The sequence below is a fragment of the Pseudomonas sp. B21-021 genome (assembly GCF_024749205.1).
Classification (GTDB): Bacteria; Pseudomonadota; Gammaproteobacteria; order Pseudomonadales; family Pseudomonadaceae; genus Aquipseudomonas; species Aquipseudomonas paraglycinae.
In genome coordinates this window covers 2,072,438-2,094,970 of sequence record NZ_CP087192.1, presented here as the reverse complement: position 1 = coordinate 2,094,970, position 22,533 = coordinate 2,072,438, and the positions used below count along the sequence as shown (strand labels likewise).

Annotated in this window: 18 protein-coding genes and 1 pseudogene; 13 read left to right on the top strand and 6 right to left on the bottom strand. The window is 53.4% G+C overall.

From position 1 onward, the window contains the following. Window positions 1-129: 129 nt before the first annotated feature. The 4 genes from LOY31_RS09435 to LOY31_RS09420 all read left to right on the top strand — a co-directional run bounded on the left by LOY31_RS09435 (window position 130) and on the right by LOY31_RS09420 (window position 4,649). Complete coding sequence (locus LOY31_RS09435; RefSeq protein WP_042571915.1) at window positions 130-744, top strand: hypothetical protein; 615 nt, start codon at window positions 130-132, stop codon at window positions 742-744. Next, the gene (locus tag LOY31_RS09430) at window positions 725-2,143 is read left to right on the top strand and encodes a site-specific integrase (protein WP_042571916.1); all 1,419 of its coding nucleotides are present in this window, start codon (window positions 725-727) and stop codon (window positions 2,141-2,143) included. The genes LOY31_RS09435 and LOY31_RS09430 overlap by 20 nt, the downstream gene beginning before the upstream one ends. A 617-nt stretch (window positions 2,144-2,760) precedes the next feature. Continuing rightward, a complete protein-coding gene (locus tag LOY31_RS09425) occupies window positions 2,761-3,693 on the top strand; it encodes a hypothetical protein (RefSeq protein ID WP_052489904.1) in 933 nt (310 codons plus the stop codon). Window positions 3,694-3,752: 59 nt separating this feature from the next. Then, window positions 3,753-4,649, top strand: a complete 897-nt coding sequence (locus LOY31_RS09420) for a bacteriophage abortive infection AbiH family protein (protein ID WP_042571917.1) — start codon at window positions 3,753-3,755, stop codon at window positions 4,647-4,649. Window positions 4,650-5,060: 411 nt separating this feature from the next. Here LOY31_RS09420 and LOY31_RS09415 read toward each other — a convergent pair whose 3' ends face one another. The 3 genes from LOY31_RS09415 to LOY31_RS09405 all read right to left on the bottom strand — a co-directional run bounded on the left by LOY31_RS09415 (window position 5,061) and on the right by LOY31_RS09405 (window position 8,407). After that, window positions 5,061-6,107, bottom strand: a complete 1,047-nt coding sequence (locus LOY31_RS09415) for a DUF4062 domain-containing protein (RefSeq protein WP_258713138.1) — start codon at window positions 6,105-6,107, stop codon at window positions 5,061-5,063. A gap of 147 nt (window positions 6,108-6,254) precedes the next feature. Continuing rightward, window positions 6,255-6,446 carry an MbcA/ParS/Xre antitoxin family protein gene (locus tag LOY31_RS09410; RefSeq protein WP_258713137.1) on the bottom strand — a complete coding sequence of 64 codons (192 nt, stop codon included), beginning with the start codon at window positions 6,444-6,446 and terminating at the stop codon, window positions 6,255-6,257. Between the two features lie 299 nt (window positions 6,447-6,745). Further along, window positions 6,746-8,407 (bottom strand): choline dehydrogenase, encoded by a 1,662-nt coding sequence (locus tag LOY31_RS09405; protein ID WP_042571919.1) that lies wholly within the window; start codon window positions 8,405-8,407, stop codon window positions 6,746-6,748. Between the two features lie 353 nt (window positions 8,408-8,760). Between LOY31_RS09405 and LOY31_RS09400 the strand changes: the two genes are divergently transcribed. The 9 genes and pseudogenes from LOY31_RS09400 (at window position 8,761) to LOY31_RS29455 (ending at window position 19,354) form a co-directional block, all read left to right on the top strand. Beyond that, window positions 8,761-9,036, top strand: coding sequence for a hypothetical protein (locus tag LOY31_RS09400; protein ID WP_156149812.1), 276 nt, complete (start codon window positions 8,761-8,763; stop codon window positions 9,034-9,036). Between the two features lie 79 nt (window positions 9,037-9,115). Next, a complete protein-coding gene (locus LOY31_RS09395) occupies window positions 9,116-10,579 on the top strand; it encodes an APC family permease (RefSeq protein ID WP_231621434.1) in 1,464 nt (487 codons plus the stop codon). Window positions 10,580-10,645: 66 nt separating this feature from the next. Then, window positions 10,646-12,079: an aldehyde dehydrogenase family protein gene (locus LOY31_RS09390; RefSeq protein WP_042571921.1), complete on the top strand. Its 1,434-nt coding sequence runs from the start codon at window positions 10,646-10,648 to the stop codon at window positions 12,077-12,079. A 122-nt stretch (window positions 12,080-12,201) separates the two neighbouring features. Further along, window positions 12,202-12,990 carry a FadR/GntR family transcriptional regulator gene (locus LOY31_RS09385; RefSeq protein WP_052489912.1) on the top strand — a complete coding sequence of 263 codons (789 nt, stop codon included), beginning with the start codon at window positions 12,202-12,204 and terminating at the stop codon, window positions 12,988-12,990. Next, window positions 12,990-13,664 (top strand): PDC sensor domain-containing protein, encoded by a 675-nt coding sequence (locus LOY31_RS09380; protein WP_042571922.1) that lies wholly within the window; start codon window positions 12,990-12,992, stop codon window positions 13,662-13,664. The genes LOY31_RS09385 and LOY31_RS09380 overlap by 1 nt, the downstream gene beginning before the upstream one ends. 239 nt (window positions 13,665-13,903) lie before the next feature. Beyond that, the gene (locus LOY31_RS09375) at window positions 13,904-14,635 is read left to right on the top strand and encodes a TorF family putative porin (protein WP_082054447.1); all 732 of its coding nucleotides are present in this window, start codon (window positions 13,904-13,906) and stop codon (window positions 14,633-14,635) included. A 543-nt stretch (window positions 14,636-15,178) separates the two neighbouring features. Continuing rightward, a complete protein-coding gene (locus tag LOY31_RS09370) occupies window positions 15,179-17,101 on the top strand; it encodes an ABC-F family ATP-binding cassette domain-containing protein (RefSeq protein WP_042571923.1) in 1,923 nt (640 codons plus the stop codon). Between the two features lie 153 nt (window positions 17,102-17,254). Beyond that, window positions 17,255-18,448: pseudogene (locus tag LOY31_RS29460) on the top strand (cache domain-containing protein); the annotation flags it as partial. Window positions 18,449-18,592: 144 nt separating this feature from the next. Beyond that, complete coding sequence (locus tag LOY31_RS29455) at window positions 18,593-19,354, top strand: methyl-accepting chemotaxis protein (RefSeq protein WP_408980474.1); 762 nt, start codon at window positions 18,593-18,595, stop codon at window positions 19,352-19,354. 1,100 nt (window positions 19,355-20,454) lie between these two features. Here the strand turns inward: LOY31_RS29455 and LOY31_RS09355 are convergent. The 3 genes from LOY31_RS09355 to LOY31_RS09345 are packed head-to-tail and all read right to left on the bottom strand — an operon-like array spanning window position 20,455 to window position 22,528. Beyond that, on the bottom strand, window positions 20,455-21,114 hold the full coding sequence (locus LOY31_RS09355; RefSeq protein WP_042571925.1) for an amino acid ABC transporter permease: 660 nt from the start codon (window positions 21,112-21,114) through the stop codon (window positions 20,455-20,457). Beyond that, window positions 21,114-21,761, bottom strand: a complete 648-nt coding sequence (locus LOY31_RS09350) for an amino acid ABC transporter permease (protein ID WP_042571926.1) — start codon at window positions 21,759-21,761, stop codon at window positions 21,114-21,116. The genes LOY31_RS09355 and LOY31_RS09350 overlap by 1 nt, the downstream gene beginning before the upstream one ends. Beyond that, entirely contained in the window at window positions 21,761-22,528 is a 768-nt protein-coding gene (locus tag LOY31_RS09345; protein ID WP_222943491.1) for an amino acid ABC transporter ATP-binding protein, read from the bottom strand. The genes LOY31_RS09350 and LOY31_RS09345 overlap by 1 nt, the downstream gene beginning before the upstream one ends. Window positions 22,529-22,533 lie beyond the last annotated feature (5 nt).

Genomic DNA, 22,533 nt, shown 5'->3' with positions numbered 1-22,533 from the left:
GCGGAACAGTTATCGAGACAATCAGTAATCCGCCCTACTGTTGACATGACCAGCCAGCCAGGGACAAGACTGGTGAGATAAGCAGATTACGGCACCGCTGTACCTAGTAGATGTGTCGGGGAGAAAGAAATGACTACATTGAGCAAACGCGAGCTAATCGACCGATCCATCGAAGGTATTTTTGCCCTTCTTTACGAAATAGCCCGCACGCCCGCCAGCTACGTTGGCAACGAGCGAATTATTGAAGCGCTCAAAAGCCAGGGCAACCTGTGCACCCTGGACATGGAGTCGGAGATTCAGGGTAAGCCGTTGCGTATCCAGCCTATCAGTTTGAATACCCTCAAAAAGAGGCTTTCCGACAATGGGCCTGATCGGGATTTTGCACTCTTGGACAAGCTGAGGGTGCATGCTCAACAGGCTATCCTCGGCGTCAATGATAAACAGGCAGAACCAAAGAAGCGATCACTCAACGGCTTGGAGGATCAGATTGCTGATCTCGAAGAGTCTGTCGCTTCTCTTCACGCTGTCAATATGGTGTTGGTACAGGCGTTGGAGGTTAATCGCAGAGACCTGATTAGTCTCTTAAGTATGACCAACGCGGGCCTGCGCCAGTCTAAAACTCAGAAAGCCATCGATCGAATAATAAAGATTTTGAGCATTAATCCCGCCCCATTCGACGATGTGACAATTCTATCCATGCATAAGCATTTGCAGGTGGTGCCCAATGGCAAAACGAATCGTTAACTACCCGGAATCGTCTCAGCTGTTCACGCCCATCCCTAAGCTGAGGCTTTATGACTATATGTCGAATGACACGCTACAGACCGTGAACGGCAACATGATTTCGTTCATGTCCTGGCCCGACGGTTCGCCTTGCCTACAAGCCAATGCCTATATGATCCAGTTACGCATGCAGTCTGGCCGTGGGGGGCATGGCCCGTCGAGGTCAGGAACCAAAGGAGGCACGTTTGGACAGTACGCTGGCCAGTTGAGTCATTTAATCAGATTCTGCTACTACAATCGCTTGAACTTCATCGCGCTATCTGACGACGATTTTTGCCATTTCATATACGGCCTTCGCAAGGAAACTTGGAAAAACAATCCCGCCAAGCGCAAGCGGAATGAGCGAACTATCACAGATATCGGACGTAGATGTTTGAGCTTTCTTGCCCACGTAGGAGAAATGCACGGTATTCACAATTTTGTGGGCGTCGGAGGAACCATTGCGGTTGAAATGGTGGACTCGACAAGTTATCGGAATGGTAAAAGTTATAAACACTCAAGCGTTCACCATAGGTCATTCAGGACGCCGGGTGCGAGAAAGAGTCGTAGCCCTATCGGTGAAGCCACGGTCGAAAAGCTCAGGAACACTATTGACGAGATGTCCACATCAGAATTTCTCTGCCGCCGCCGGCATGTGATGATCTCATTGTTTGAAGAGATGGGCGCCCGTCGGGCCGAAGTCCAGCCGATTACAGTGTCTCAGGTGATTGCAGCCAGCAAGGCCAAGATGCCGGTGGTTCATGTCCAGACCCTGAAGAAGGGAAGAACAGGTGTGACACGGGAGCTTGAGCTCAGCCCGCTATTGATCGACGAGCTGATGGACTACATCCGTATTGATCGGCGCTCGATCATGAAACGCTTCAAAGGAATTCCGGATCACGACTTCCTGTTTGTCACTGAGCGAGGTGGTCGGCCTCTTGGGATCGACACCATCACGACGGAGTTCTCGAATATTCGCCGTGCAGCGGGTATTGAGGAGCAGGCATGCGCGCATCTCTTCAGACACGCCTATTGTACGCACATCGTCGCCCAGCTAATTGCCGAGACCGAGGCACTCAGCCCCAATTCGTTTAGGCAAACGCTGATGACCAACAAGATGTTGGCAGAACGCGCCATGGCCAAAACCGGACACGCGACATTGGAAAGCTTGCTGGATTACGTTGACGCAGCCTTCAGAAAGAAATCCAAATACGAGCAGATCATTCGAAATGTCGATATGGCAAGGGCATACGAGAGCTTCGAAAAGCGTAGGAAACGGCTTTTGGAGGACTTCAAGAAAGGGAAGCTCACCAAAGAAGACTACATTGAGCGTGAGGAGGCTTTGTCGAGCGCTATGGATCGCGCACTGGAGGCTGCATGACCGACCGCTAACCTGGGCACAATACTTTGGTCAATTCCGGCTGGCTTTCAGGTGGACTTTCCATCTGGAGCAATCGCGGATCCACCAGCGGGTGAGCGGGTGAGCGGGTGTGCCTGGCCAGGATATCCGACTGATTGACCTGTATCCGCTCTAGGGCCTCGCGTGTGGAGATCAGGTCAAAGCCCCAGGCCGCTCGCAAACCTCATATCCCTTGCAAGCCGCATATCCCTCGCAAATCTCATATCCAAAGCTCATGGCAGCATGTCACTGGGCCTTCGATCGACCAAAGCCACGGTCATCACATTCCATCAACAGCCCAAGATCATCCCGCACTACAGCCCACCCGCCTCAACTACACGCCCCCGACACGACTCTATGAAGATGAGTAGCGGCTGTATCTGAGTAGGTTTGCAGCCCCCTCCCCGATCAGTACACTGGTGGCCCATAGCCAGGCAGCCTCGCTAGAGCTGCCCGTGGCACCAAAGCTCAGCCGTATCGCCTGGCACAAAGACGTCACCACATCGTCGTGACCTCGTTATCACGTCGTCGCCAAGGCGGCCAAGCGGGTTTCATGCTCGATAGGATGATTTGAACCAACGTTGAGATAAGGGAGTTTTATGGGTATCAAGATGGATCACGCCTTCGACCAGAACGGTGATCGCTGGGAAGCAGATACCTACACCAAGGGCACCGGCGCTGAGCCTTTGCAATGCAAATGCGGCACCCCAGTCGCTCATAACCCACCGTACACCCGGGAAATGTATGACAAATCTGTTTTCGTCCAAGGTTATTTTCGTCTCTATCCCAAAGGTGCTCATGCCGCGAATTGTCGTTTCGGGGTGGACGAGGAAATTAACGACATTGCCAGTACCTCCGAAGATCTGATCGAGAGCATCCAGCACAATCGATACCGCATGCGGCTGGTGATGATCAAAGAAGCCTTGGAAACAGGTGGCCGTAACTTCGCGGACGATGGAGGCACCCGGGCCACAGCGGGTCGGACTTACACCCATAACCCAAACCTTCTTCCCGCCTACATCAACTCTGCCAAGCGAGCCCTCAAGCTTCGCGCGCTCTGTGACAACGACCAGGACATCGAACAGCACCTGGAGCTGGTGTTTGAAGGCAATGTGAAGGTCGCCTGGAATCAGTTCTATTTCGAGGCTGAGCGCCACGCAGAGGCGTATTACGCGGTGTCGCACAACGTCGTACAACACCCCATTGCGATTCAGGGCGCCGTGAGCAGCGTCAGGACTGAAATCAGGGGTGACAAGTCCAAGAACGTCATCAATCTGCAAATGAACAAATTCCGGGGCGATCCTGAAGACTCGGAAAATGGCGTCGGCCTTGAGGTGAGCATTTGGGCCAAAGATCCGGCCTGGCTCAAAGGCATTGAGAAGGACGATGAAATCGTTGTGTTGGGCATGTGGAAACCTTCCAGTACCGCACCCGAGAAATCGCCCAGGGAGGGACGCTTCAAAACCCTCACTAAGCGCAGATTGACCTTGAACCTAGTTCTGAAGGCTCAGGTTTCCAAAATCGATCAATGACCTTTTCACGACAAAGACGGCGCCGCACAAGCCAACGTCCGCATGCATCAGGAACCCTCATGACCAGTCAGACCCTTTACATCATTGGCAACGGCTTTGATCTTCACCATGGCCTTCCCACCGAATATTGGCGATTCAAGAACTACTTGGAACAGGTGGATCGGGAGGTGTACGACTGGGTCGAAAGCTACATCGCCATCGACGACGACTGGGCGGAGCTTGAACTTTCGCTTGCCGACCTGGACACCGAGGGCATTGTCACCGAACTGGAGGGCTTCCTCGTTCCCTACTCGGCTGAGGATTGGAGCGATGCTGGCCATCACGACTTTCAGTACGAAGTGGAGAAGGTCGCGACCGGTTTGTCGGCTGGGTTGCACCAACACTTTGCGAACTGGATCAGATCCATCCCGATGCCTGACCGCGATCAGGTGCCCCTACTGCTGACCTCCCTGGACAAGGATGCGGCCTACCTGACATTCAACTACACCAGCACGCTGACGAAACTGTACGACATTGCTCCAGAGAACATTCTGCACATCCATGGTGAGGGCGAAGACGAAAGCTCTGATCTGGTGCTTGGTCATGCACGGGCAGTCGCTGATCGCTCGTCGCTCCAAGACGGGGTGGACGAGAACACTGATACCCGGTTTGCGGAGGCGATGGGCATTCTGGATGACTATTTCGAGAAGACTTTCAAACCGAGCGCCAAGATCATCGAGCAGCAAAAGCCTTACTTCGAAGGACTGAAATCGATCACTCAGGTCGTCGTCCTCGGCCATTCCCTTTCCAAGGTGGATGAGGCGTATTTCCTGACGCTCGTTGAAGCCTTGCAGGCTCGCCCGCGTTGGACAGTGGCGGTTAGGTCGCTCGACGAGAACCCGAGCAAAGCAGCGTGCCTCATCGATTTCGGTGTGCCCAGCGAATCCATAGACTTCAAGCTTTGGTCGCAACTGTAGTCAGCCTGCATCAATGCTTGCGGCCATCTATTGATAGCCAAAGCCATGCCCGACCTGCGCCTGACATCAGGTGCGTCAGTTCGGCGGAGTGTGACCTGCCCAGGCGTCTGCCCCCGAGGGGCATTGATAATTGATATAGCCCCAACCTCTGGTATGCACAGTACTGACGAAGAAAAATGAGCATTCGGTTGGTCTTCCTTCTCCATCAAATCGCCCTCGACCTCGGCCTGTAAACTAAATTTTTGACCTATTAACCAACGCGGTTTACACATCAAAAAAAAGGTTTACAGGGTAGTGAGCGGCGAAGCTCTGCTTGGTGGTGGTATCGACGCGACCGCCCGCGTCCCACGATGAATAATCCAGACGGCCTGCCTTATATGCCCGTGTCCATTCACCGGCCCATATCAACGTTCACATGGACATTTTGCGCTCAAACCTGAACATCACCTCGTCCAACCAATGGCGGTACGCCGCCGGCGTGGCAGGAATCAACAAGCTCCGCTCTTCCAGCTTCTGCTCAGATCGGAACGGCAACGAAACGCTGTTGGAAGATGAAGCCGGAGGCTCAGCCAAGAGCTTGTGGTCAACCCCAGTCAGGCTGATCTGGAACCACCCACTCTTCCCATCGCACAGCAACCCGAATGCAGCTTCAGCACCTGCTCTGACCCTGGATGGCGATAGGTAATACGAGTCCATGATGCCTCGCGACGCCGAAGCGTTGGCCAGTGAAATAGACAACCAGCACAACCCACTCTCATGGTGCCGCCACTTCACATCCGGGGTATCAATTCCCGTCTGATAGGCGCTATCGAAGTCCTTGTAGCCGCCTTTGATCGAGCCAAGCCCAGCCTGGCACAGCTTGAGGAAGAATGGATCGTGTTGAGCATGGGCGGCGCGCAACGTGCCGAGGGTTTCAGGCTGAGGCAAGAACGCTACCTCCAGGCGAGCTTCGTGGTCATAGCCAACCCGCCGGCCATTGCCATCTTTCTGCTGCAAGAGCTGTACGAACTCCTGCTCCGAGATGGCCTTACGATCCACGGAGAGTTGATTCAGGCCCTGAACGATCCCGTCTGATAGCTCATGCTGATCAGAGAATGTCAGCCGGAACAGGCCATCGAGGTAGTCGGAGACTTCCCGAGAAAACGCTCTCTGGCGCTCTTCCATCTCCACTGTTTGGAGAAAAGCCAGGATAGGCTTGCCGGTCGTCTTCGCTCGCCGAAACTCCTGTTGAGTGACTGACTCACCAGTGACAGTTTCGTAGCCGAAATTCGCGCCAAGGATCAGTACCACGACATCAGCTTGGTCGATCTCAGTCATGCACGCATGCTGCGAAGAGTAAGGACGTGCACCGAATTCCTCGCACATCACTGGCGTGTGCCCCAGCAGTGTGATCGCCTTCCTAGCTGCAGCCCGGTACTGCTCAAACCCTCCAACCACGGAGCTCACGAACACCTTCATAATGATCCCCCAACTTGTCGCCAACTGACGGCCTTAGGGGACTACTGTATGTCCTAACAGCAGTCAGTGCCAAGCACTCGACCTGAGCCAAGTAGCCCCCAAATTGGCGGGTGATCAGTCCTTCCCCACCTGCAGTGAACAGAGCTTTCAACAAGCAAACCCATGCTCGATCTGAGTCAGCACCTCGATCACCCGTTCCAAGCCTTCCTGGTCTTTCACGAAGTCGATAGGTGCCTCGCCACCGAATAACTGACTAGGCGTCGACAGCCATGCTGAGGCTTTGGCCCTGTCGCCAAAAACTTGCTCAGCTTTCTGCCACACCGCATCTAAATTTTGCACACGCCACCTCGCACTTCCGAGCTCGCCATCATCGTGCGAGCCTGGTCTGTTCTGTGATCACGGAAGGTCATGCAGCCAGGAAGAGCACCATGACTCCAGCCTGGCCAACCTTTAGACGCATGCTGCCCATGACTGATCAGGTCATCCAAGAGTATCAAGCGCCTCTCCCTGATGCGACCTCACCAATCTGGTAGATAGCACCAGAAGACGCTGAGCTTCACGTCCATGTGAAGGGCCACCGGGGTATGTACATGATGATGTCGACGCTTAAGATAAGGGGGCTTAGGCCCCCTTTTGAATCAAGCGTGCTCGGGCTCTGCTTTATAAAATTTTGCATTGGAGGGTGGGAGTTGGCGTCCCAGAATCATATCTGCGGCTTTTTCGGCGATCATGATGGTTGGAGCATTGGTATTGCCGTTAGTCACCTCAGGCATCACCGACGCATCGACCACTCTCAAGCCGCGAACCCCCTTAACGCGAAGCTGCCCGTCGACAACCGCATCACTGCCGCTCCCCATCTTGCAGGTACCGCAGAAGTGATAACCACTTTCTGCATGGTCGCGGATGAAGTCATTAAGGCCCTCGTCATGCATCGCGGTTTTGAGCGGTTTCAGCATCTTCCCGCGATACGGTTTGAAGGCATCCTGCTCCATGATTTCGATGGTCGAGCGAATGGCGTTCCTTGAATCGATCCAATCCTGCTCATGGGTCAACCAGTTGGGCTGAATCAGAGGCGCATCCTCAGGATTAGCGGAGGCAAGATTGAGCCATCCTCGGCTCATTGGCCGTTGCGGGCCAAGGTGCACCTGGTAGCTGTGGCCTTCAGCAGCCATCCGCCCGCTGTACTCTGCAGCAACCCCAACAAAGTGGCACTGAACATCCGGCCAAGGCTTATCGGGAGTGGAGCGCAAGAAGCCCCCCGCCTCGAAGAAGTTCGAAGCACCCAAGCCAGTGTGCTTCGCAAGCCACTCAGCACCAATGGCCGCTTGCCTATGTAGCTTCAACTCCTTGTAATACGACACGGGCTTAAGACAGTCGTAGGCCACGATGTATTCGATATGATCACCGAGGTTCCGGCCTACACCAGGTAAATTGCACACCACCGAAATGCCGTGTTTTTTGAGCTCGTCCTCTGGCCCTACGCCAGACAGCATAAGCAACTGAGGCGATTGGATGGCGCCCGCAGACAAGATTACCTCGCGATCACAACGAATCACCTGTTCGTTATTTTCACTGCGCAGAGCAATGCCAACGGCTTTATCTCCTTCAAATACCACGCGTCGCACCAGCGCCCCTGTGATAACCGTCAGGTTCGGGCGCTTCATCGCTGGGTGAAGATACGCACGAGCTGCACTCTCCCTTACCCCATTGTGAACGGTCATATCCATACGCCCGAAGCCTTCCTGGCGATACGCGTTCTGATCATTGACGTGAGCATGCCCTGCTTCCTGGGCCGCCTCAAGGAACACCTGATAAAGCGGGCTCGCGCCAAATCCCTTGGTCACATGAAGTGGGCCAGAGCCACCCCGATACTCGCTTTCGCCCTGATCGTAAGTTTCAGACTTTTTGAAATATGGAAGGCAGTGAGCGTACGACCAGTGAGCGAGCTCTGGATCCGAAGCCCAGTTATCGAAGTCCATCGCGTTACCACGGATGTAGACCATACCGTTGATGGTCGATGAGCCGCCCAACACTTTCCCCCTGAAGTAGGGTACGCGGCGGTTGCGAAGCTCAGGCACCGGCTCAGTTAGGAACTGCCAGTTGTAAGTTTTCCCCACCAGCGGATACGTAAGAGCAGCTGGCATTTGAATGCGGAAATCCCATTTCCGATCAGGCCCACCCGCCTCGATGACCAGCACCTTGACGTTGGGATCTTCACTTAGACGGTTCGCCACAACACAACCCGCCGAGCCGGCGCCTACGATGATGTAGTCGTACCCGCCACCCTTCACTGCACTCATTTCGCTCACCTTTTTATTCGATTTTTCAACTGCCAGATCGGCAACACACATCAGCAATTTGCGCCCTGAAGCTCGCCGAGCTGCATCGGTATTTGACGAAAATTCGGTACCTTTTACGGAACCGCCATGCGGGCCGTGACAAAGGGCCTCTCCAAGGCGCGCCAAAATTGCGCGAAAACCGGTGAAATTGCACCGTTTTGGCCAGGATCCTGTCTGACATGCCACGATTCAGGATTGCCTGACCGCCTCTTCAAACTACCAAGCAAAAAAGCGCTTGTCTAAAAATATTTGTGGACGTAGATTTAAAGGCAGCCCAGCGTTGCCTGCGGCTCACAAAAATAAGAGGCATGAAAATGACAACGATCAACATCATCGGACGTGTCGCAGTGGTGCCAGCCGAAAACCCCATCTATGCGGGAGAATCTGAGGCGAATCATGGCTGCTGTGATGTGCGCGAAGAGTCGGTCAGGGACGTCCAACACTGCGAATCGAAAATAAGAAAAACAGGCTCTGCAAGCAGCCTGACCCAGCAGGTCGAGCGCTGCTCTTCCAATGCTCTCCTTCCCTTTCTGCCCAGGCAGCCTCTACGGCTGAATTTACTTACGCAAACGAATGCTCAGACTGGCTGACCCAGCGGTACGGCGTCCGCACTTGCATCAAGTCCAAACTTACCTTGGCGGCACCTCAGCATAGACGGGGATAAAATCTATGAGTTATTCAGAACCTGCAGGGCTTACCATGACAGCCCCTCGACAGCTCGAATCAGCGCAGCGCCTGCGCGGCAATCTCGGCACGTTCGATATCGTGTTCACCGTGCTGGCCTACAACGCCCCCCTGACCATCATTATTGGGTTGATCCCTGTGATTATTGGCGTGGGCAACGGTCTAGGCGCCCCCCTCACTTACTTGGCGGCGGGCTGTTTGATGCTTCTCTTCGCCGTCGGCTTCACAACGATGGCCCGGCACGTGCCCAATGCAGGAGCGTATTACGCGTATATCACTGCTGGTCTGGGTCGTTCTCTAGGTCTAGGCAGTGCTTTCATGGCCATCTTGGCTTACACGTTCATGCTGATTGGGGCATATCTCTATGTCGGGGTGACGTTCTCGACCATCTCACTCTCGTGGATCGGTCTGGAGAAGCTGCCTTGGTGGCAGTGGTCGCTCGGGTTTGCGGCCATCGTGGCGGTGCTCGGCCACTTCCGCATATCGCTTTCCGCAAAGCTTTTGTCCTTGGCCCTCGTTTGCGAAGTGATCATCACCTTTGTCTGGGAAGCCGCCGTGTTCCAAGACGGAGGAGCCAACGGCTTATCAATGTCGTGGCTGACCCCGGAAGCACTGACCTCCGGCTCGATTGGCTTGGCAGTACTCTTCGGTGTTACGTGCTTCGCAGGTTTCGAAGCCACTGCTATCTTTCGTGAGGAGGCCCGCAACCCGGAAGTCACCATTCCCCGGGCCACCTACATTTCGATTATTGCCATGTCGGTGATGTTCGCCTCAGCTACCCTGTGTTTCATCTTGGGATGGGGGCCGGAAGCAGCTCTAGATAAGTCGATCAACGATCCATCCAATGCCGGCATGGCTGTCGTTGAGGCCTACTTGGGGAACGTAGGGGTCAGCATCGTCCACACGCTGGTCTGCACCAGCATCTTCGCCTGCGTACTCGCGATCCACAACATCCTCGCTCGATACATCTACTCCCTAAGCGTTGACGGCGTTTTGTTCAAATCACTGAGCACGGTGCACCCATCTCATGATTCGCCATATCGCGCCTCGGGAATGGTTGCTGTCATTACTGTAGCCAGTCTGCTCGCCGCCATTTATTCAGGTGTAGAGCCCTACTCGGGTTATGCCTCACTCGTCGGCATCGCCGGTTATACACTGCTGATCCTCCAGATCCTGACCTCGGTCGCGGTCATCGTGTTCTTCATCAAGACCCCGAAAGGAGTGAGTGCGATGAAGACCAAGGTAGCTCCAGCGCTTGCACTAGTCGGTCTATCAACGACCGCCTGGTTAGCGACCGAGAACATCGGTTTGCTCACAGGTAGCGAAAGCGTAGCCATGATCTTACTGGCATTTCTCTTCGGGTCTCTGATGTTCGGCTGCGTCTATGCCCTCTGGCTAAAACGCTCCTCGCCACTGGTTTACAGAGCGATAGGACGTCAGGAGATCTGACCCGTCGCAGCGGGCTGCGATCGACTGCAGCCCAACAACGCCACCTAGGAATGGAAGTTAAGCAACATGCAGAAGTACTCGACATTCTTCATCGGCGGGCAGTGGGTAGCACCTGCGTCGCCCACCCCCTCGCTACTCGCAGTGATTGATCCCGCGACAGAGGAAGCATTCGCCGAAATCGCGATGGGCACAAAAGAAGACGTGGATCTCGCCGTCCAAGCAGCTTCGGAAGCATTCGATACGTTCTCCAAGACTACTGTCGAGCAGCGAATTAGCTTGCTGGATGGCATTCGACGCGGTTTGGAGGCGCGTCGTGAGGACATTGCCCAGGTCATCAGCCGTGAAATGGGCGCGCCGATCACGTTTGCTCGCGAAGCACAAACCTTTACTTGCATCGCTCACGTAGAAGCGATGATCGATATCCTCCGCACGTATAAATTCGAGGAATCGCTAGGCACCACGCAGATCCTTAAAGAGGCTATCGGGGTGGTGGGACTGGTTACACCGTGGAACTGGCCTCTCAACCAAATCATCTGCAAAGTAATCCCTGCGATCGCCGCCGGTTGCACTGTCGTGCTCAAGCCCAGTGAGATTGCTCCTCTCGATGCCATCATCTTCGCCGAGATCCTTGACCAGGCCGGCGTCCCTGCAGGGGTATTCAATCTGGTAAACGGCGATGGGCCAACGGTAGGAGACGCCATTTCCCGCCACCCGGATATTCACATGGTGTCCTTCACAGGTTCCACCCGCGCAGGCATTCAGGTGGCCAAATCGGCTGCAGACACTGTAAAGCGAGTGACCCAGGAGCTTGGCGGAAAATCTGCAAACATCATTCTGCGCGAAGCAGACTTGGAGCAGGCTGTTTCCACAGGTGTCGCCATATGCCTCAGCAACAGCGGGCAATCCTGCGACGCTCCTACCCATATGCTCGTTCCTGCTGAACACTACGAACGGGCCTTAACGATCGCAGCTAAGGTCGCGAATGAAGCCGTGGTTGGTCTTCCAAGCGACCCTGCAACCCAGTACGGCCCGCTTGCCAGCCGCATGCAGTTCGATAAAGTCCAGACGCTGATCGAATCTGGTGTAAAAGAAGGCGCCCGCCTGGTCGCCGGCGGCCTGGGTCGCCCTGACCATCTGCAGGTCGGCTTCTATGCTAAGCCGACAGTCTTTGCAGACGTAACTTCAGACATGGCGATTGTTCGTGAAGAAATTTTCGGCCCCGTGCTGGTGATCTCGTCCTACGATACCGAGAAACAGGCCATCGAGTTCGCCAACTCCGGTCTCTACGGTCTGGCGGCATACGTGCAATCCAACGACAAAGCAAAGGCCAACTCCGTAGCGAAACAACTGCGGGCAGGTTCGGTGTTTGTAAACTATCCGGATTGGGACGTGATGGCTCCGTTCGGCGGCTATAAGCAGTCTGGGAACGGTCGAGAAGGAGGGCCGCACGCCCTCACAGAGTACTTGGAAATCAAAGCAATCGTTGGCTACGGCGCTTAACCTTTACAACCCTGGCCGGCGCTCGTTTCATGCCCGGCCCTGGTTCTGATCGTTAGCGTCGACCCGGAGCTTGAGTTAGGTAGAATAGGAAACCGGTTCCAATGCATTCCTATGAGGACTCAATGATCAGTGGTGTAAACCATCCCCAACGCCTGACGATGTTTGCTCTGCGCTCAGAGCAGACGTTCGGCGTTGAATCCGTGGTAGCGCGATTGCGCACGGCCATCGATCTCGGGTTTCTTCAGCATGGCGAGATGCTCCCTAAAGAAGCGCTGCTCGCCAAAGAGCTACATGTGACAGCCTTCACGTTAAGAGAAGCACTAGCTCAGCTTCGGGCAGAAGGTATGGTTGATACGAAGCCAGGCAGAGGTGGTGGAACGTTTGTTAACCACGCGTCAAAGCTCGTGAGGGGTAAAGCTACTACTCGGCTGCGAGAGCTATCAGCTGTGACACTCAGGGACTTGGCAGACTGGAAAGCGATGCTTTTGGGGGAGTCTGCAGAGCTCGCCGCTACTAGAGCTTCACCGTCGAACATCGCTCGGCTCGTTGAGTATCAATCTAGGATCGCTGATGCCAAGGATGCTTTGACAGCCTGCCGAGCCCATGCTCGATTTGACGTCGAGCTTGCATCTGTAGCCCAGTCGGTTCGACTGAGCGCTGCAGCACTACAGGTCTACGAAGATTTCGGATGGTTACTGGCCCTGGCCCATGAGGAACAAGAATATACCGATCTGTGCGCTGCCACTGTCGGAGAGGTTCTTGAGAAAGTCACCCAAGGTGAAGGCATCGAAGCCGGGAACGTGGCACGGTCACGGACTCGCGTGTCTTTTGACAATCTCGTACGCTTAAGATTGGAGCTGATTGCCGGAGGCACAGAGGTAATCTTAGGCGAAAAGTTAGAGACCGCATAATGTTGCAGCCGTTGATAGACTCAGCCAGTGCTGTTTTTGATTCAACTTTCGTTGAGTTGGAAAAACTTGCAAGTCGGTTTGAACTCTTGGTTTCGAGTTCGAAGAATACTAAGAAAGGCATCAGTGAATCGGGGCTGTCAAAAATTCGCCCGGACATGGTTCGCTCGCTGACCAGCCTAGAAGTCTATGCATATGCCTTGGGCATCGTCCTTGATGAGGGTGTAATTGAAGATTCGCCGTTCTGGCTGAACTGGATTGAGATCGACTCGGATGGAATCATCCATGACGACTCGAATATTAGGTACCCATGGCGCGGAAATTTCTATGAGTACCCAAATGCTGACTGGATGGTGATCCCCAAGTTCCAGCGGCGCCCAGCAATTGTGGGGCCGTATGTTGATTTCGATAAACACATCATTACGTTAGCAATACCTATCGTCGTGCAAGAGCGATTTCTCGGGGTAAGCGCTGCTGACATCCGTTTAAGTGATTTCGAAAAAATCGTGGCAACCCCGCTTTCGCGCATAGCCCGAGAGTGCCTGCTCTGCAATCACGAGGGACGTGTAGTGGTATCCAATACGGCCAATGCACCAGTAGGGTCTTTAAACCCCGTATATTTGGGGACAGGCGAGCCCGTTTCGGCAACCGGCTGGAGAGCGATCGTCCTGGACTGAAGGGAGTAGCTTGCCGCTTCTCCTCAACGACAGGACATACGTGGCCAACGCCGAGCCAATTTCTTATTACTAGTAATCCTCAACTGCTTTAAGAACGAGCACCAGTAAACGCACGCCCAAAACACTGACTACCGGGTATGACTTTTTTATACCAAGTGTTCATTTAGTGTTTAGGATGCTTTGCTACGCGAGCAGCACCGAACAATTAAAATTTGCCAACAAAAATAAAAGGATAAAACGTGAAGACCAAATTTGGCACTCTCGCAGCTTCGATTTTTAGCTTCTCCCCAAGCCTTGTTAGTGCCGTTCAATTGAACAACGATTTTTCGGTCGCACTGACGGCTGGCGTATTCAGCGATTATTGGTCACGAGGCATGTCGCAGACCAAAGGAGACCCTGCGCTGCAGGCGTCTGCCACGCTTATCCATTCAAGCGGTCTGTATGCGGGCGTATGGTCTTCAAATGTGGACTTCGGCAACGGCAGCAAGACGCGACAAGAAATCGACTATTACGCGGGCTACTTCTGGCAAATATCAGATGATATTTCCTTAGATCTAGCCTACTACAAATATGAATATCCCAAGCAATCCCTCTCAAATTACTCTGAGTATTATGCGAAACTAACCGCATACGGCTTCAATGCAGGGGGATATTACTCAGACGATCTTTTTGATGATCAAAGCTACCTTTACAGTTTTGCAGGCTATACCGCCAATCTCCCCCATGAGATCAAGTTAGACCTCACTTACGGAAAGGTTGATTACAAAGATCCAGTTTTTGTTAATGGCAGCGGGCAAACTCGCGACAGTTATAATTTATGGCTAGCCAAGGTTAGCAAACCACTCTATGGCTTCGTATGGTCTGCCGCGTACGGTGATACAGATCTCTCCCGAAAAGAGTGCATGAGCTTCAATGGTTACGACGACATTTGCTCAAGCACGGTTATTTTCGGCGTCGAAAAGTCGTTTTGAACTGAATGGGAGGGCATTTTTTGCCCTCCCCCTCCTCTACGCCATGATGTTCGCCCAAGTTTCTTAATCGCCGCCCACAGTCCAAAGCCCACAATTGCTTCGATCCAGGGCGCATAGCAAGAGCACTGCATGCCTCGGTGCACACCGCGCCTAGGTATCTAGGCGCGGCACATTCCCTCACACGTTGGCGAAACTCTCGCAGTCGATTCGGACTAACTAAGCCGCCTGGCCATAGAGGGTGGCCCTTGCATGTCCTCCTCAAAGTTCGCAGCTGGCAACTGGAGATGTAACGGCTAACGGGTTTGATACCAAACCAACATGCTCGCTGTGGGATTTCAAGCGTCGGAAATTTCCCAAAGTCCCAGTTGCAGCGGTTTCGGCCCATCCGTGCCGGTTGCGATGGCACCTCGCTTCATGCACAGGTCGAGTTCATGAACCCGTCATGCATATTTTAAAACCTGATGGTATAGTTTTCTGACTCATCGGTACGCGCTAACACCTCATGCAGCCACGCCGATCCTTCTATCGCAGTCAGGCGCTCACATGATTTCTCTGAAGAACATTGAACTGAGATTAGGCACCAAGGTGCTTCTGCAGGACGCCACCGTGACGGTTAATGCCGGTGAGAAAGCTTCTCTTGTCGGAAGGAACGGGACGGGGAAATCAACACTGTTTGCGCTGGTATGCGGCACGCTTCATGAGGAAGCCGGCGAGGTCGACCTACCCCGCCAGTGGCGTATTGCTCAGGTTGACCAGCACATGCCGGAGACCTCGGATAGTGCGACAGACTTTGTGCTCCAAGGAGATACCGTCCTTATGCATGCGAGAGTGGAGGTGGAGCGTGCGACCGCTTGCGATGACGGAATGGCTATCGCACAGGCCTACAGCGACTTGGCTGATGCCGGCGACCATGATGCAACCTCTCGAGCTCAATCCCTCATCCAGGGCCTTGGCTTCAAACTAAGCGACCTTGAAAAGCCAGTGAATAGTTTTTCCGGTGGCTGGCGAATGAGACTACAGCTGGCCAGGGCGCTCATGAGCCCATCCGATTTACTGCTCTTGGACGAACCCACCAACCATCTGGATCTTGATGCTCTGGTTTGGCTTGAGGCATGGCTCAAGAAATATGAAGGCACACTGCTGGTGATCAGCCACGATCGTGAGTTCCTGGATGCGATCACCCAGGTCACCATCCATCTTGAGCATGCGCAACTTAACCGCTACAGCGGTAACTACAGCGCTTTCGAACTCCTACGCGCGCAGAAGCTTGAGCAGCAACAAGCCGCCCATGAAAAGCAGCAGGAAAAAATGCACCATCTGCAAAAGTATATTGATCGATTCCGCTACAAAGCAACCAAAGCCCGGCAAGCTCAGAGCCGTATCAAGGCGTTGGAACGCATTGAAAAAATTAGCGCCGTAGTCGCTGACGCCGAGTTCACGTTCACATTCAAAGAGCCCGACCATCTTCCAAACCCCATGATCGCGATTGACGACGCCGACTTCGGCTATCGGAAGTCCGATGGAGGCCCTGATCGTAGAGTTCTACGTCATGTCCGCAAAACCATACTGGCAGGCCAGCGGATTGGGGTCTTAGGTGCGAACGGCCAAGGCAAATCGACTTTCATCAAGTCCATCGCGCGTGACCTGGAACCCCTTGCTGGATCTATCACAGAGGGAAAAGGGCTGACGGTTGGCTATTTTGCCCAGCAAGAATTGGACGTCTTGGATCCTGAGCAGACTCCTCTCAACCATATGCTGGAGCTGGCGCGCAAATCAGGGCAAACCGGCCAGAGCGCCAGGGATCAGGAGCTGCGGAATTTCCTGGGCACATTCAACATCACCGCAGATATGGTGACCCAAACCGTTGGGACACTGAGTGGTGGCGAAAAAGCACGTCTCGTGCTTTGCATGATCGTCTGGCAGAAGCCAAACCTGTTGCTACTCGATGAGCCGACCAACCACTTGGATCTTGCCACTCGTGAAGCTCTCTCCCTCGCACTTAACCAATTCGAGGGAAGCGTAATGCTTGTAAGCCACGACCGTGCATTGCTTCGCGCTGTCTGCGATGAATTCTGGCTGGTAGGTCGAGGAGACGTAACTCCTTTCGAGGGTGATCTCGAAGACTATCAACGCTACCTCTTTGATGAGTCCAAACGTAACGCTGAGGCTAGACGGGGCGAGCTTCGCGTTGCCGAAACGCACGCGAAAACTACAAACCAACCTCACGTCTCAGGCTCGAAGCGCTTAAAAAGCATCGACCGTGAATTGAAAGAAGTAGAGCAAAGGCTGACTCGGGCACTGGAGAACAAAGATCAGGCAGAAAGTCGGCTATGCCCCATGCTGCCCTACACAGAAGTCCAGGCAATCGCGTTGGAGTTGCAAAACATTGGCAAGCTCATTGGAGAACTTGAAGAGCAATGGTTGTCACTTCAAGACGAAGCTGAAGAATTATGCGTCAGGCACTAGATCGCATTCACACCCATAGGGCACAGACGATAGACCTATAACAAAAAAAATAGTCACTCGTGCGCGCTAGGTTGGCCGCGCACTGATGATTCTTACACCCATTCGAAGAATCAACTGCCGTTCTAAAATAACAAACACAGGGGCCAGAACCAGATGTTTCACAACCTTGCAATCAAAACTAAGATCACCCTAGCTTCTCTAACAATCATTTTGGTTGTCATAAGTCTAATCACTTCCATAGGTATATTAAAAAACTCCGAAAACAACGAACTGATCTACCGCAGTAGCAACAAGATAATCTCTCAGAACATCCAACAAGTCTTGGACTCAAAGTCCGCCGAGCAGACACAGAGGATTAGAGGCACTTTCAATAGCCAGATCGACCTCGTAGAGTTTCTTGCTCACCAGACCGCCTCTATGAAAGCACTCATTATCAACGGAGCTGATGCACGTAAAATCCGCTTAGAACAGAACATTCTGCTAAAGGAGCTTTTCGAGGCCCAACCTAGTATTTTGGGGCTCTGGATCATCATGTATCCCAATCAACTAGGTGAGGACAGCAGCTTCGTCAACGAGTTGGCAGCGGGATCCAACGAAGCAGGCAGATTTTCCAGCTATTGGGTGAGGCCTGATGGGCGATCTGTAAACCTGGCCACAAAAGAAGAGAGCTTGAAAGACTCTACCGTCGGCGAATCCGGTTATCCAGCTAACTACTACATGACCTGCCCAGACACGAATAGAGATACCTGTGTCCTAGAGCCGTTCTACGGTTCCGATTCCGGTACAAAAATTTTGATGACCAGTATTTCGACGCCGATCATCATCGACGGGAAGGTCATCGGAGTCGCTGGTATCGATGTATCCCTCTCGTCGTTGCAGGCAATCGCCGAAGAAGCTAAACGCCAGTTATACGATGGAAAGGGGAACCTAGTCATCACCACTGGTCAGGGACTAATCGCGGCAAACAGCGCTGATCCTAAGTCGATTGGCAAGAAAACGCAGATCCTCACTAATTCAAGCCCCAACACCTCTAATCCCACACAAACCGGGCCACTGAAGGTCACCAAAGATCTGGAGATGAGCAGCACTGCTCCCTGGAAGATCAGTGTAGAACTCCCGAATGAGGTAGCCAGCGCTGACTCACTCGCACTGAAAAAAGCCCAGTCCGATCTTCAGCAAGCCTCTACGGTATTTTCGACATTTATTGCGGTGATCGCTGCCCTAATCGGAGCCGTGGCCATGTGGTTCATCGCAGCAGGTCTCACAAAGCCTATGAGCGGTGTAGCGGCCATGCTGAAAGACATTGCTGAAGGCGAGGGAGATCTTACCAAGCGTTTGCATTACACCAGTAAAAACGAGCTGGGTGAGCTGGTGCGCTGGTTCAACCTGTTCCTGGACAAGTTGCAGCCCACCATTCAGAAGATCCGATCTGCCACCGTAGAGACACGCTCTACTGCGAGCCGGTCAAATCAAATAGCCAAAGAGACCAGCATGGGTATGCAGTCACAGCTGCGGGAAATCGAACAGGTTGCCACAGCTTCCCAGGAGATGAGCGCCACGGCACATGAAGTGGCGGCCAGCGCAGCCAGAGCAGCAAATGCAGCGCAGGGTGCAGATGAGTCTGCGAAGAATGGCCTGCAAGCGATCGCGCGCAGTACGCAAGACATTACCGGACTGGTGGAGACCCTGTCTGCCGCGATGACAGAAGCACGGTCGTTGTCAGAAAATAGCGAAGAGATCGGAAGCGTTCTGGAGGTCATCAGAAGCATCGCCCAGCAGACCAATCTCCTCGCACTCAATGCCGCGATCGAGGCGGCACGTGCAGGAGAAAGTGGGAGAGGCTTTGCTGTCGTGGCGGATGAAGTACGGAACTTGGCCATGCGCACTCAAGAATCCATTGAGCAGATCCGAGAGGTGATTGAACGCCTGCAATCCGGTACTGAGGGCGTGGTCAACTCCATGCAAAGCAGCTATAGCAAGGCCGAAATGAGTCATGAGACGATCCAGGCGACGGCGCGCTCATTTGGAACCATCAGTGAAGCTATCTCTGTGATCAGCGAGATGAACCTCCAGATTGCTGCTGCCGCTGAAGAACAAAGCGCCGTCGCAGAGGACGTTAATCGCAACATCACGAACATCCGGCAGGTCACTGATGAGTTGAGTGTCAGTGCCACAGAGACGGCGGCGATCAGCGACCACCTCAGCTCCCAAGCAGAACTTCAGTTCAGCCTGGCCGAGCAATTCAAATCTTAGAACCCAAGGGCTCTAGCGGGCCCTAATTTTACGGTTTGCTCTCGCTTGCCCCTGCTCACCAGATATGTTGCACCCGCCGCCATGACCTCCAATGGTGAGCCAGAGCAAGGGAATCATTACTGGGGCACCTTCAGCGTCTTGTGCGGTAAAGAAAATCGCTCTACCGAAACAGGTGCCAATTTGGCGACAAGTCTTGAAAACCCCGATGGCCACCCCGACCACCTTTGGAGACACCAGGTCAAGCACGAGTCACGTAACAATCGGGGTGATGCGTACCAATCCAAATGACACCAATGCAAGGCCGGCCATTAGGAAGCCCAGCCCACTGACGATGCCGAGCCTGGAGAAGGTCATCAGCCCCAAGGGGTGATTAACCCGCCGGCGCACAGGAAGAAACTGAACCTGGGTGTAGAGGCGTACGGCTTCGATGGCAAGCTAGTGAAGAAGCTTCACCGGCTGCGCGTTCACCTAGTCGGTGTTGGCGGCGCTGATAAAGGAACCTGTCAACGAAATGGCTATGCAGAAGCTATGATAGTGCAAATTGATCATGGAATTTTTGACTACTGCGGTACAACTGTAGTGACATCAAGGCTTATCTTTGAATCGGACACACAGGGTCTGATCCATTCCAAGGAGGCCGTACGATCTCGGCAGCGAATTTTTTACGACTTCAAACCGAAGCTCTATTTAGAAGTCAAAAGGTAACAGTGACCATCATGTGTGACGCACTCTATTTTGGAGCAGACTAACCGAGGTATAACCGAGCTCTCGAAAAGGGAGAGGCTGCTTGCAGGACTTCACGTTCTCTGTTCGGTAGTTGTTCAGGTTCGATGCGTTCTGTTAAAAAGTTAAGATATGCTTTCGGAAAATAAATGCATCTGAAAATTCCGTTCAAAAAAAAACGGGCTACCTACGCTAATAAATACTAACGCAGGAGCCCTAAAACGAAGATAGAGACTAGCAACGGCAAAATGAGCCTGACCTATATGCTGGTACATAAGGCGGGCAAAAACCCCAAGCTAATATGCCAACGCAGCAGTGATGCAAACTAACAATAACAACTAATATTTTTGTTAATCAACCTCATCAGCCGCTATTTATCAGGCACTTTCGTACCGAGATAAATGCTTTTCATAACGCCCCACGAAAATGGTCGCCGGTATGCATACCGCTGCATACATCAGTCCGGTTAACAACAATACCGACATATATTCGAAGGTTGCAGAACCAATGTCATTGGCGACGCCGACAAGCTCGGGCAGAGCAATAGTGAAGCACAACGATGTAGTTTGCAGGATCACCAGAGAGAAGCCGAGTAGTGGCGGGAGGGCAATCCTCAATCCTTGAGGCAAGATAATGATCTTCAATGCATCCCAGCTGCTTAGCCCTAGGGTGCGAGCAGCCTCTTTTTGCCCCTGAGGCACTGCCCCCAATCCCCCTCGAATGATTTCACTGGTGTACGAACCGGTGCTCCAAGCCAGCGCAAGGATTGAGGCAGTGAAAGAAGACAACGTGAGGCCAGTGCTAGGCAGTCCGAAGTAAAAAAACTGAAGCAATATCAGCACCGGCCCACCGCGCCCTACCTCGATGAAGATGAGCGCGAGTACACGGTTAAGCCGTTTTTTCGATCCTACCCACAGAGCGAATAACAACCCCAACGGAATCCCTATCACTAGGCTAATGGCGGTGACCTGCAGGCTAAGCCAGTAGCCATCCATAAGTTGCGGGAACCACTCAATCCAGCGGTCAATGAGCTCCATTACCGTTCAACCTTTGCACGAAGGTGAATATCAAGCTGTCGCGACAACACGGCCATCAAAATGCTCACAGCGAAGTACAGTAAGCCAGCGATGGCGTACACACTCAGGCCTCGGAATGTCTCCTGAGAGATATGGTTTGCGACCTGAGCCAGTTCAGACACACCGATGGTGGAAGCGATGGCGGTGTCTTTCAGCAAGCCGATACAATAGGTACTCGCCGCTGGAACCGAGATCCGGACTACTTGGGGAACAATCACGTGGACATACTTCTGCCAGGTGCTTAACCCCAGCACCTTGGTAGCTTCGTACTGCCCTTTCGGTACTGCACTCAACGCTCCACGATAGATCTCGGCCATGTTGGCGGATGTGATCAGTGCCAAACCAATGATCGCTGCCACAAATGGGCTTAGCTGAATCACATACTGGCTGAATGCGAAGAAAATAAAGAACAGCCAAACAATTGGCGGAATTGAGCGCAATGTCAGAATGATCGCGATGGCGATACTTCGAATGGTCTTGTGCTTGGAGATCCTCATCGCGCAAATCGGGATCCCCAAGATTGCTCCCACCAGAAACGACCCGGCGGTGAGGGCAATCGTCCAAGGCAAGGCGGCGAGCATCGACGCCAGAATTTGACTTGTTTCCATCACCGATCCCTCACGGCGGTCAGAAACTGTTGTACCCGTGGGTGCTGGGGATTACGCATGACATCGGCGCTGCGCCCTTGCTCGATGATGCCGCCATCAGCCATTACAACCACACGATCGGAGACGTTTTCAGCGAAGCGCATTTCATGCGTCACCACAATCATGGTCATCCCCTCGTTGGCCAGCTCACGCATGACCGCGAGTACTTCCAAACCAACTTCGGGGTCGAGCGCAGAGGTCGGCTCATCGAAGAGCATGACTTCAGGATCGAGCGCCAAGGCGCGCGAAATCGCAATCCGCTGCTGTTGGCCACCGGAGCACCGAGAGGGGTACATGTTGGCTTTCGAGGCCAGGCCTACCCGTGTCAGGAGTTGCATGGAACGCTCGTCAGCTTCCTTGGCGCTGCGTTTCAGCACGCGGCGCTGGGCCAAGCTCACGTTTTCCAGAACGGTAAGGTGAGGAAAGAGATTGAAAGACTGGAAGACCATCCCGAGCTTTCGGTTCAGAAAGGCCAGCTGTTGCTTCGTGGCCCCTTTGCTAGCATCGATCGTCTGCCCACCAATGCAGATGGTGCCTTCGGTTGGCGGTTCAAGCTGGTTAATGCATCGCAAAAATGTGCTTTTACCCGAACCACTAGGGCCAATGATCGCCACCACTTCGCCTGATGCCATCGAGAAATCAACGTCATGGAGCACTCGAACGGAACCGAAGGACTTACCTAAGCCTTGAACAGTCAGGATAGGCGAGGCGCTTTCTCGGCGATTCATATCTT

Coding starts and splice junctions, on each gene's coding strand:
- LOY31_RS09380 (WP_042571922.1), top strand. CDS start 12,990: ATGTTGCAGCCGTTGATAGACTCAGCCAGTGCTGTTTTTGATTCAACT.
- LOY31_RS09390 (WP_042571921.1), top strand. CDS start 10,646: ATGCAGAAGTACTCGACATTCTTCATCGGCGGGCAGTGGGTAGCACCT.
- LOY31_RS09370 (WP_042571923.1), top strand. CDS start 15,179: ATGATTTCTCTGAAGAACATTGAACTGAGATTAGGCACCAAGGTGCTT.
- LOY31_RS09400 (WP_156149812.1), top strand. CDS start 8,761: ATGACAACGATCAACATCATCGGACGTGTCGCAGTGGTGCCAGCCGAA.
- LOY31_RS09405 (WP_042571919.1), bottom strand. CDS start 8,407: ATGAGTGCAGTGAAGGGTGGCGGGTACGACTACATCATCGTAGGCGCC.
- LOY31_RS29455 (WP_408980474.1), top strand. CDS start 18,593: ATGGGTATGCAGTCACAGCTGCGGGAAATCGAACAGGTTGCCACAGCT.
- LOY31_RS09415 (WP_258713138.1), bottom strand. CDS start 6,107: ATGAAGGTGTTCGTGAGCTCCGTGGTTGGAGGGTTTGAGCAGTACCGG.
- LOY31_RS09435 (WP_042571915.1), top strand. CDS start 130: ATGACTACATTGAGCAAACGCGAGCTAATCGACCGATCCATCGAAGGT.
- LOY31_RS09425 (WP_052489904.1), top strand. CDS start 2,761: ATGGGTATCAAGATGGATCACGCCTTCGACCAGAACGGTGATCGCTGG.
- LOY31_RS09420 (WP_042571917.1), top strand. CDS start 3,753: ATGACCAGTCAGACCCTTTACATCATTGGCAACGGCTTTGATCTTCAC.
- LOY31_RS09350 (WP_042571926.1), bottom strand. CDS start 21,761: ATGGAAACAAGTCAAATTCTGGCGTCGATGCTCGCCGCCTTGCCTTGG.
- LOY31_RS09395 (WP_231621434.1), top strand. CDS start 9,116: ATGAGTTATTCAGAACCTGCAGGGCTTACCATGACAGCCCCTCGACAG.
- LOY31_RS09355 (WP_042571925.1), bottom strand. CDS start 21,114: ATGGAGCTCATTGACCGCTGGATTGAGTGGTTCCCGCAACTTATGGAT.
- LOY31_RS09345 (WP_222943491.1), bottom strand. CDS start 22,528: ATGAATCGCCGAGAAAGCGCCTCGCCTATCCTGACTGTTCAAGGCTTA.
- LOY31_RS09430 (WP_042571916.1), top strand. CDS start 725: ATGGCAAAACGAATCGTTAACTACCCGGAATCGTCTCAGCTGTTCACG.
- LOY31_RS09385 (WP_052489912.1), top strand. CDS start 12,202: ATGATCAGTGGTGTAAACCATCCCCAACGCCTGACGATGTTTGCTCTG.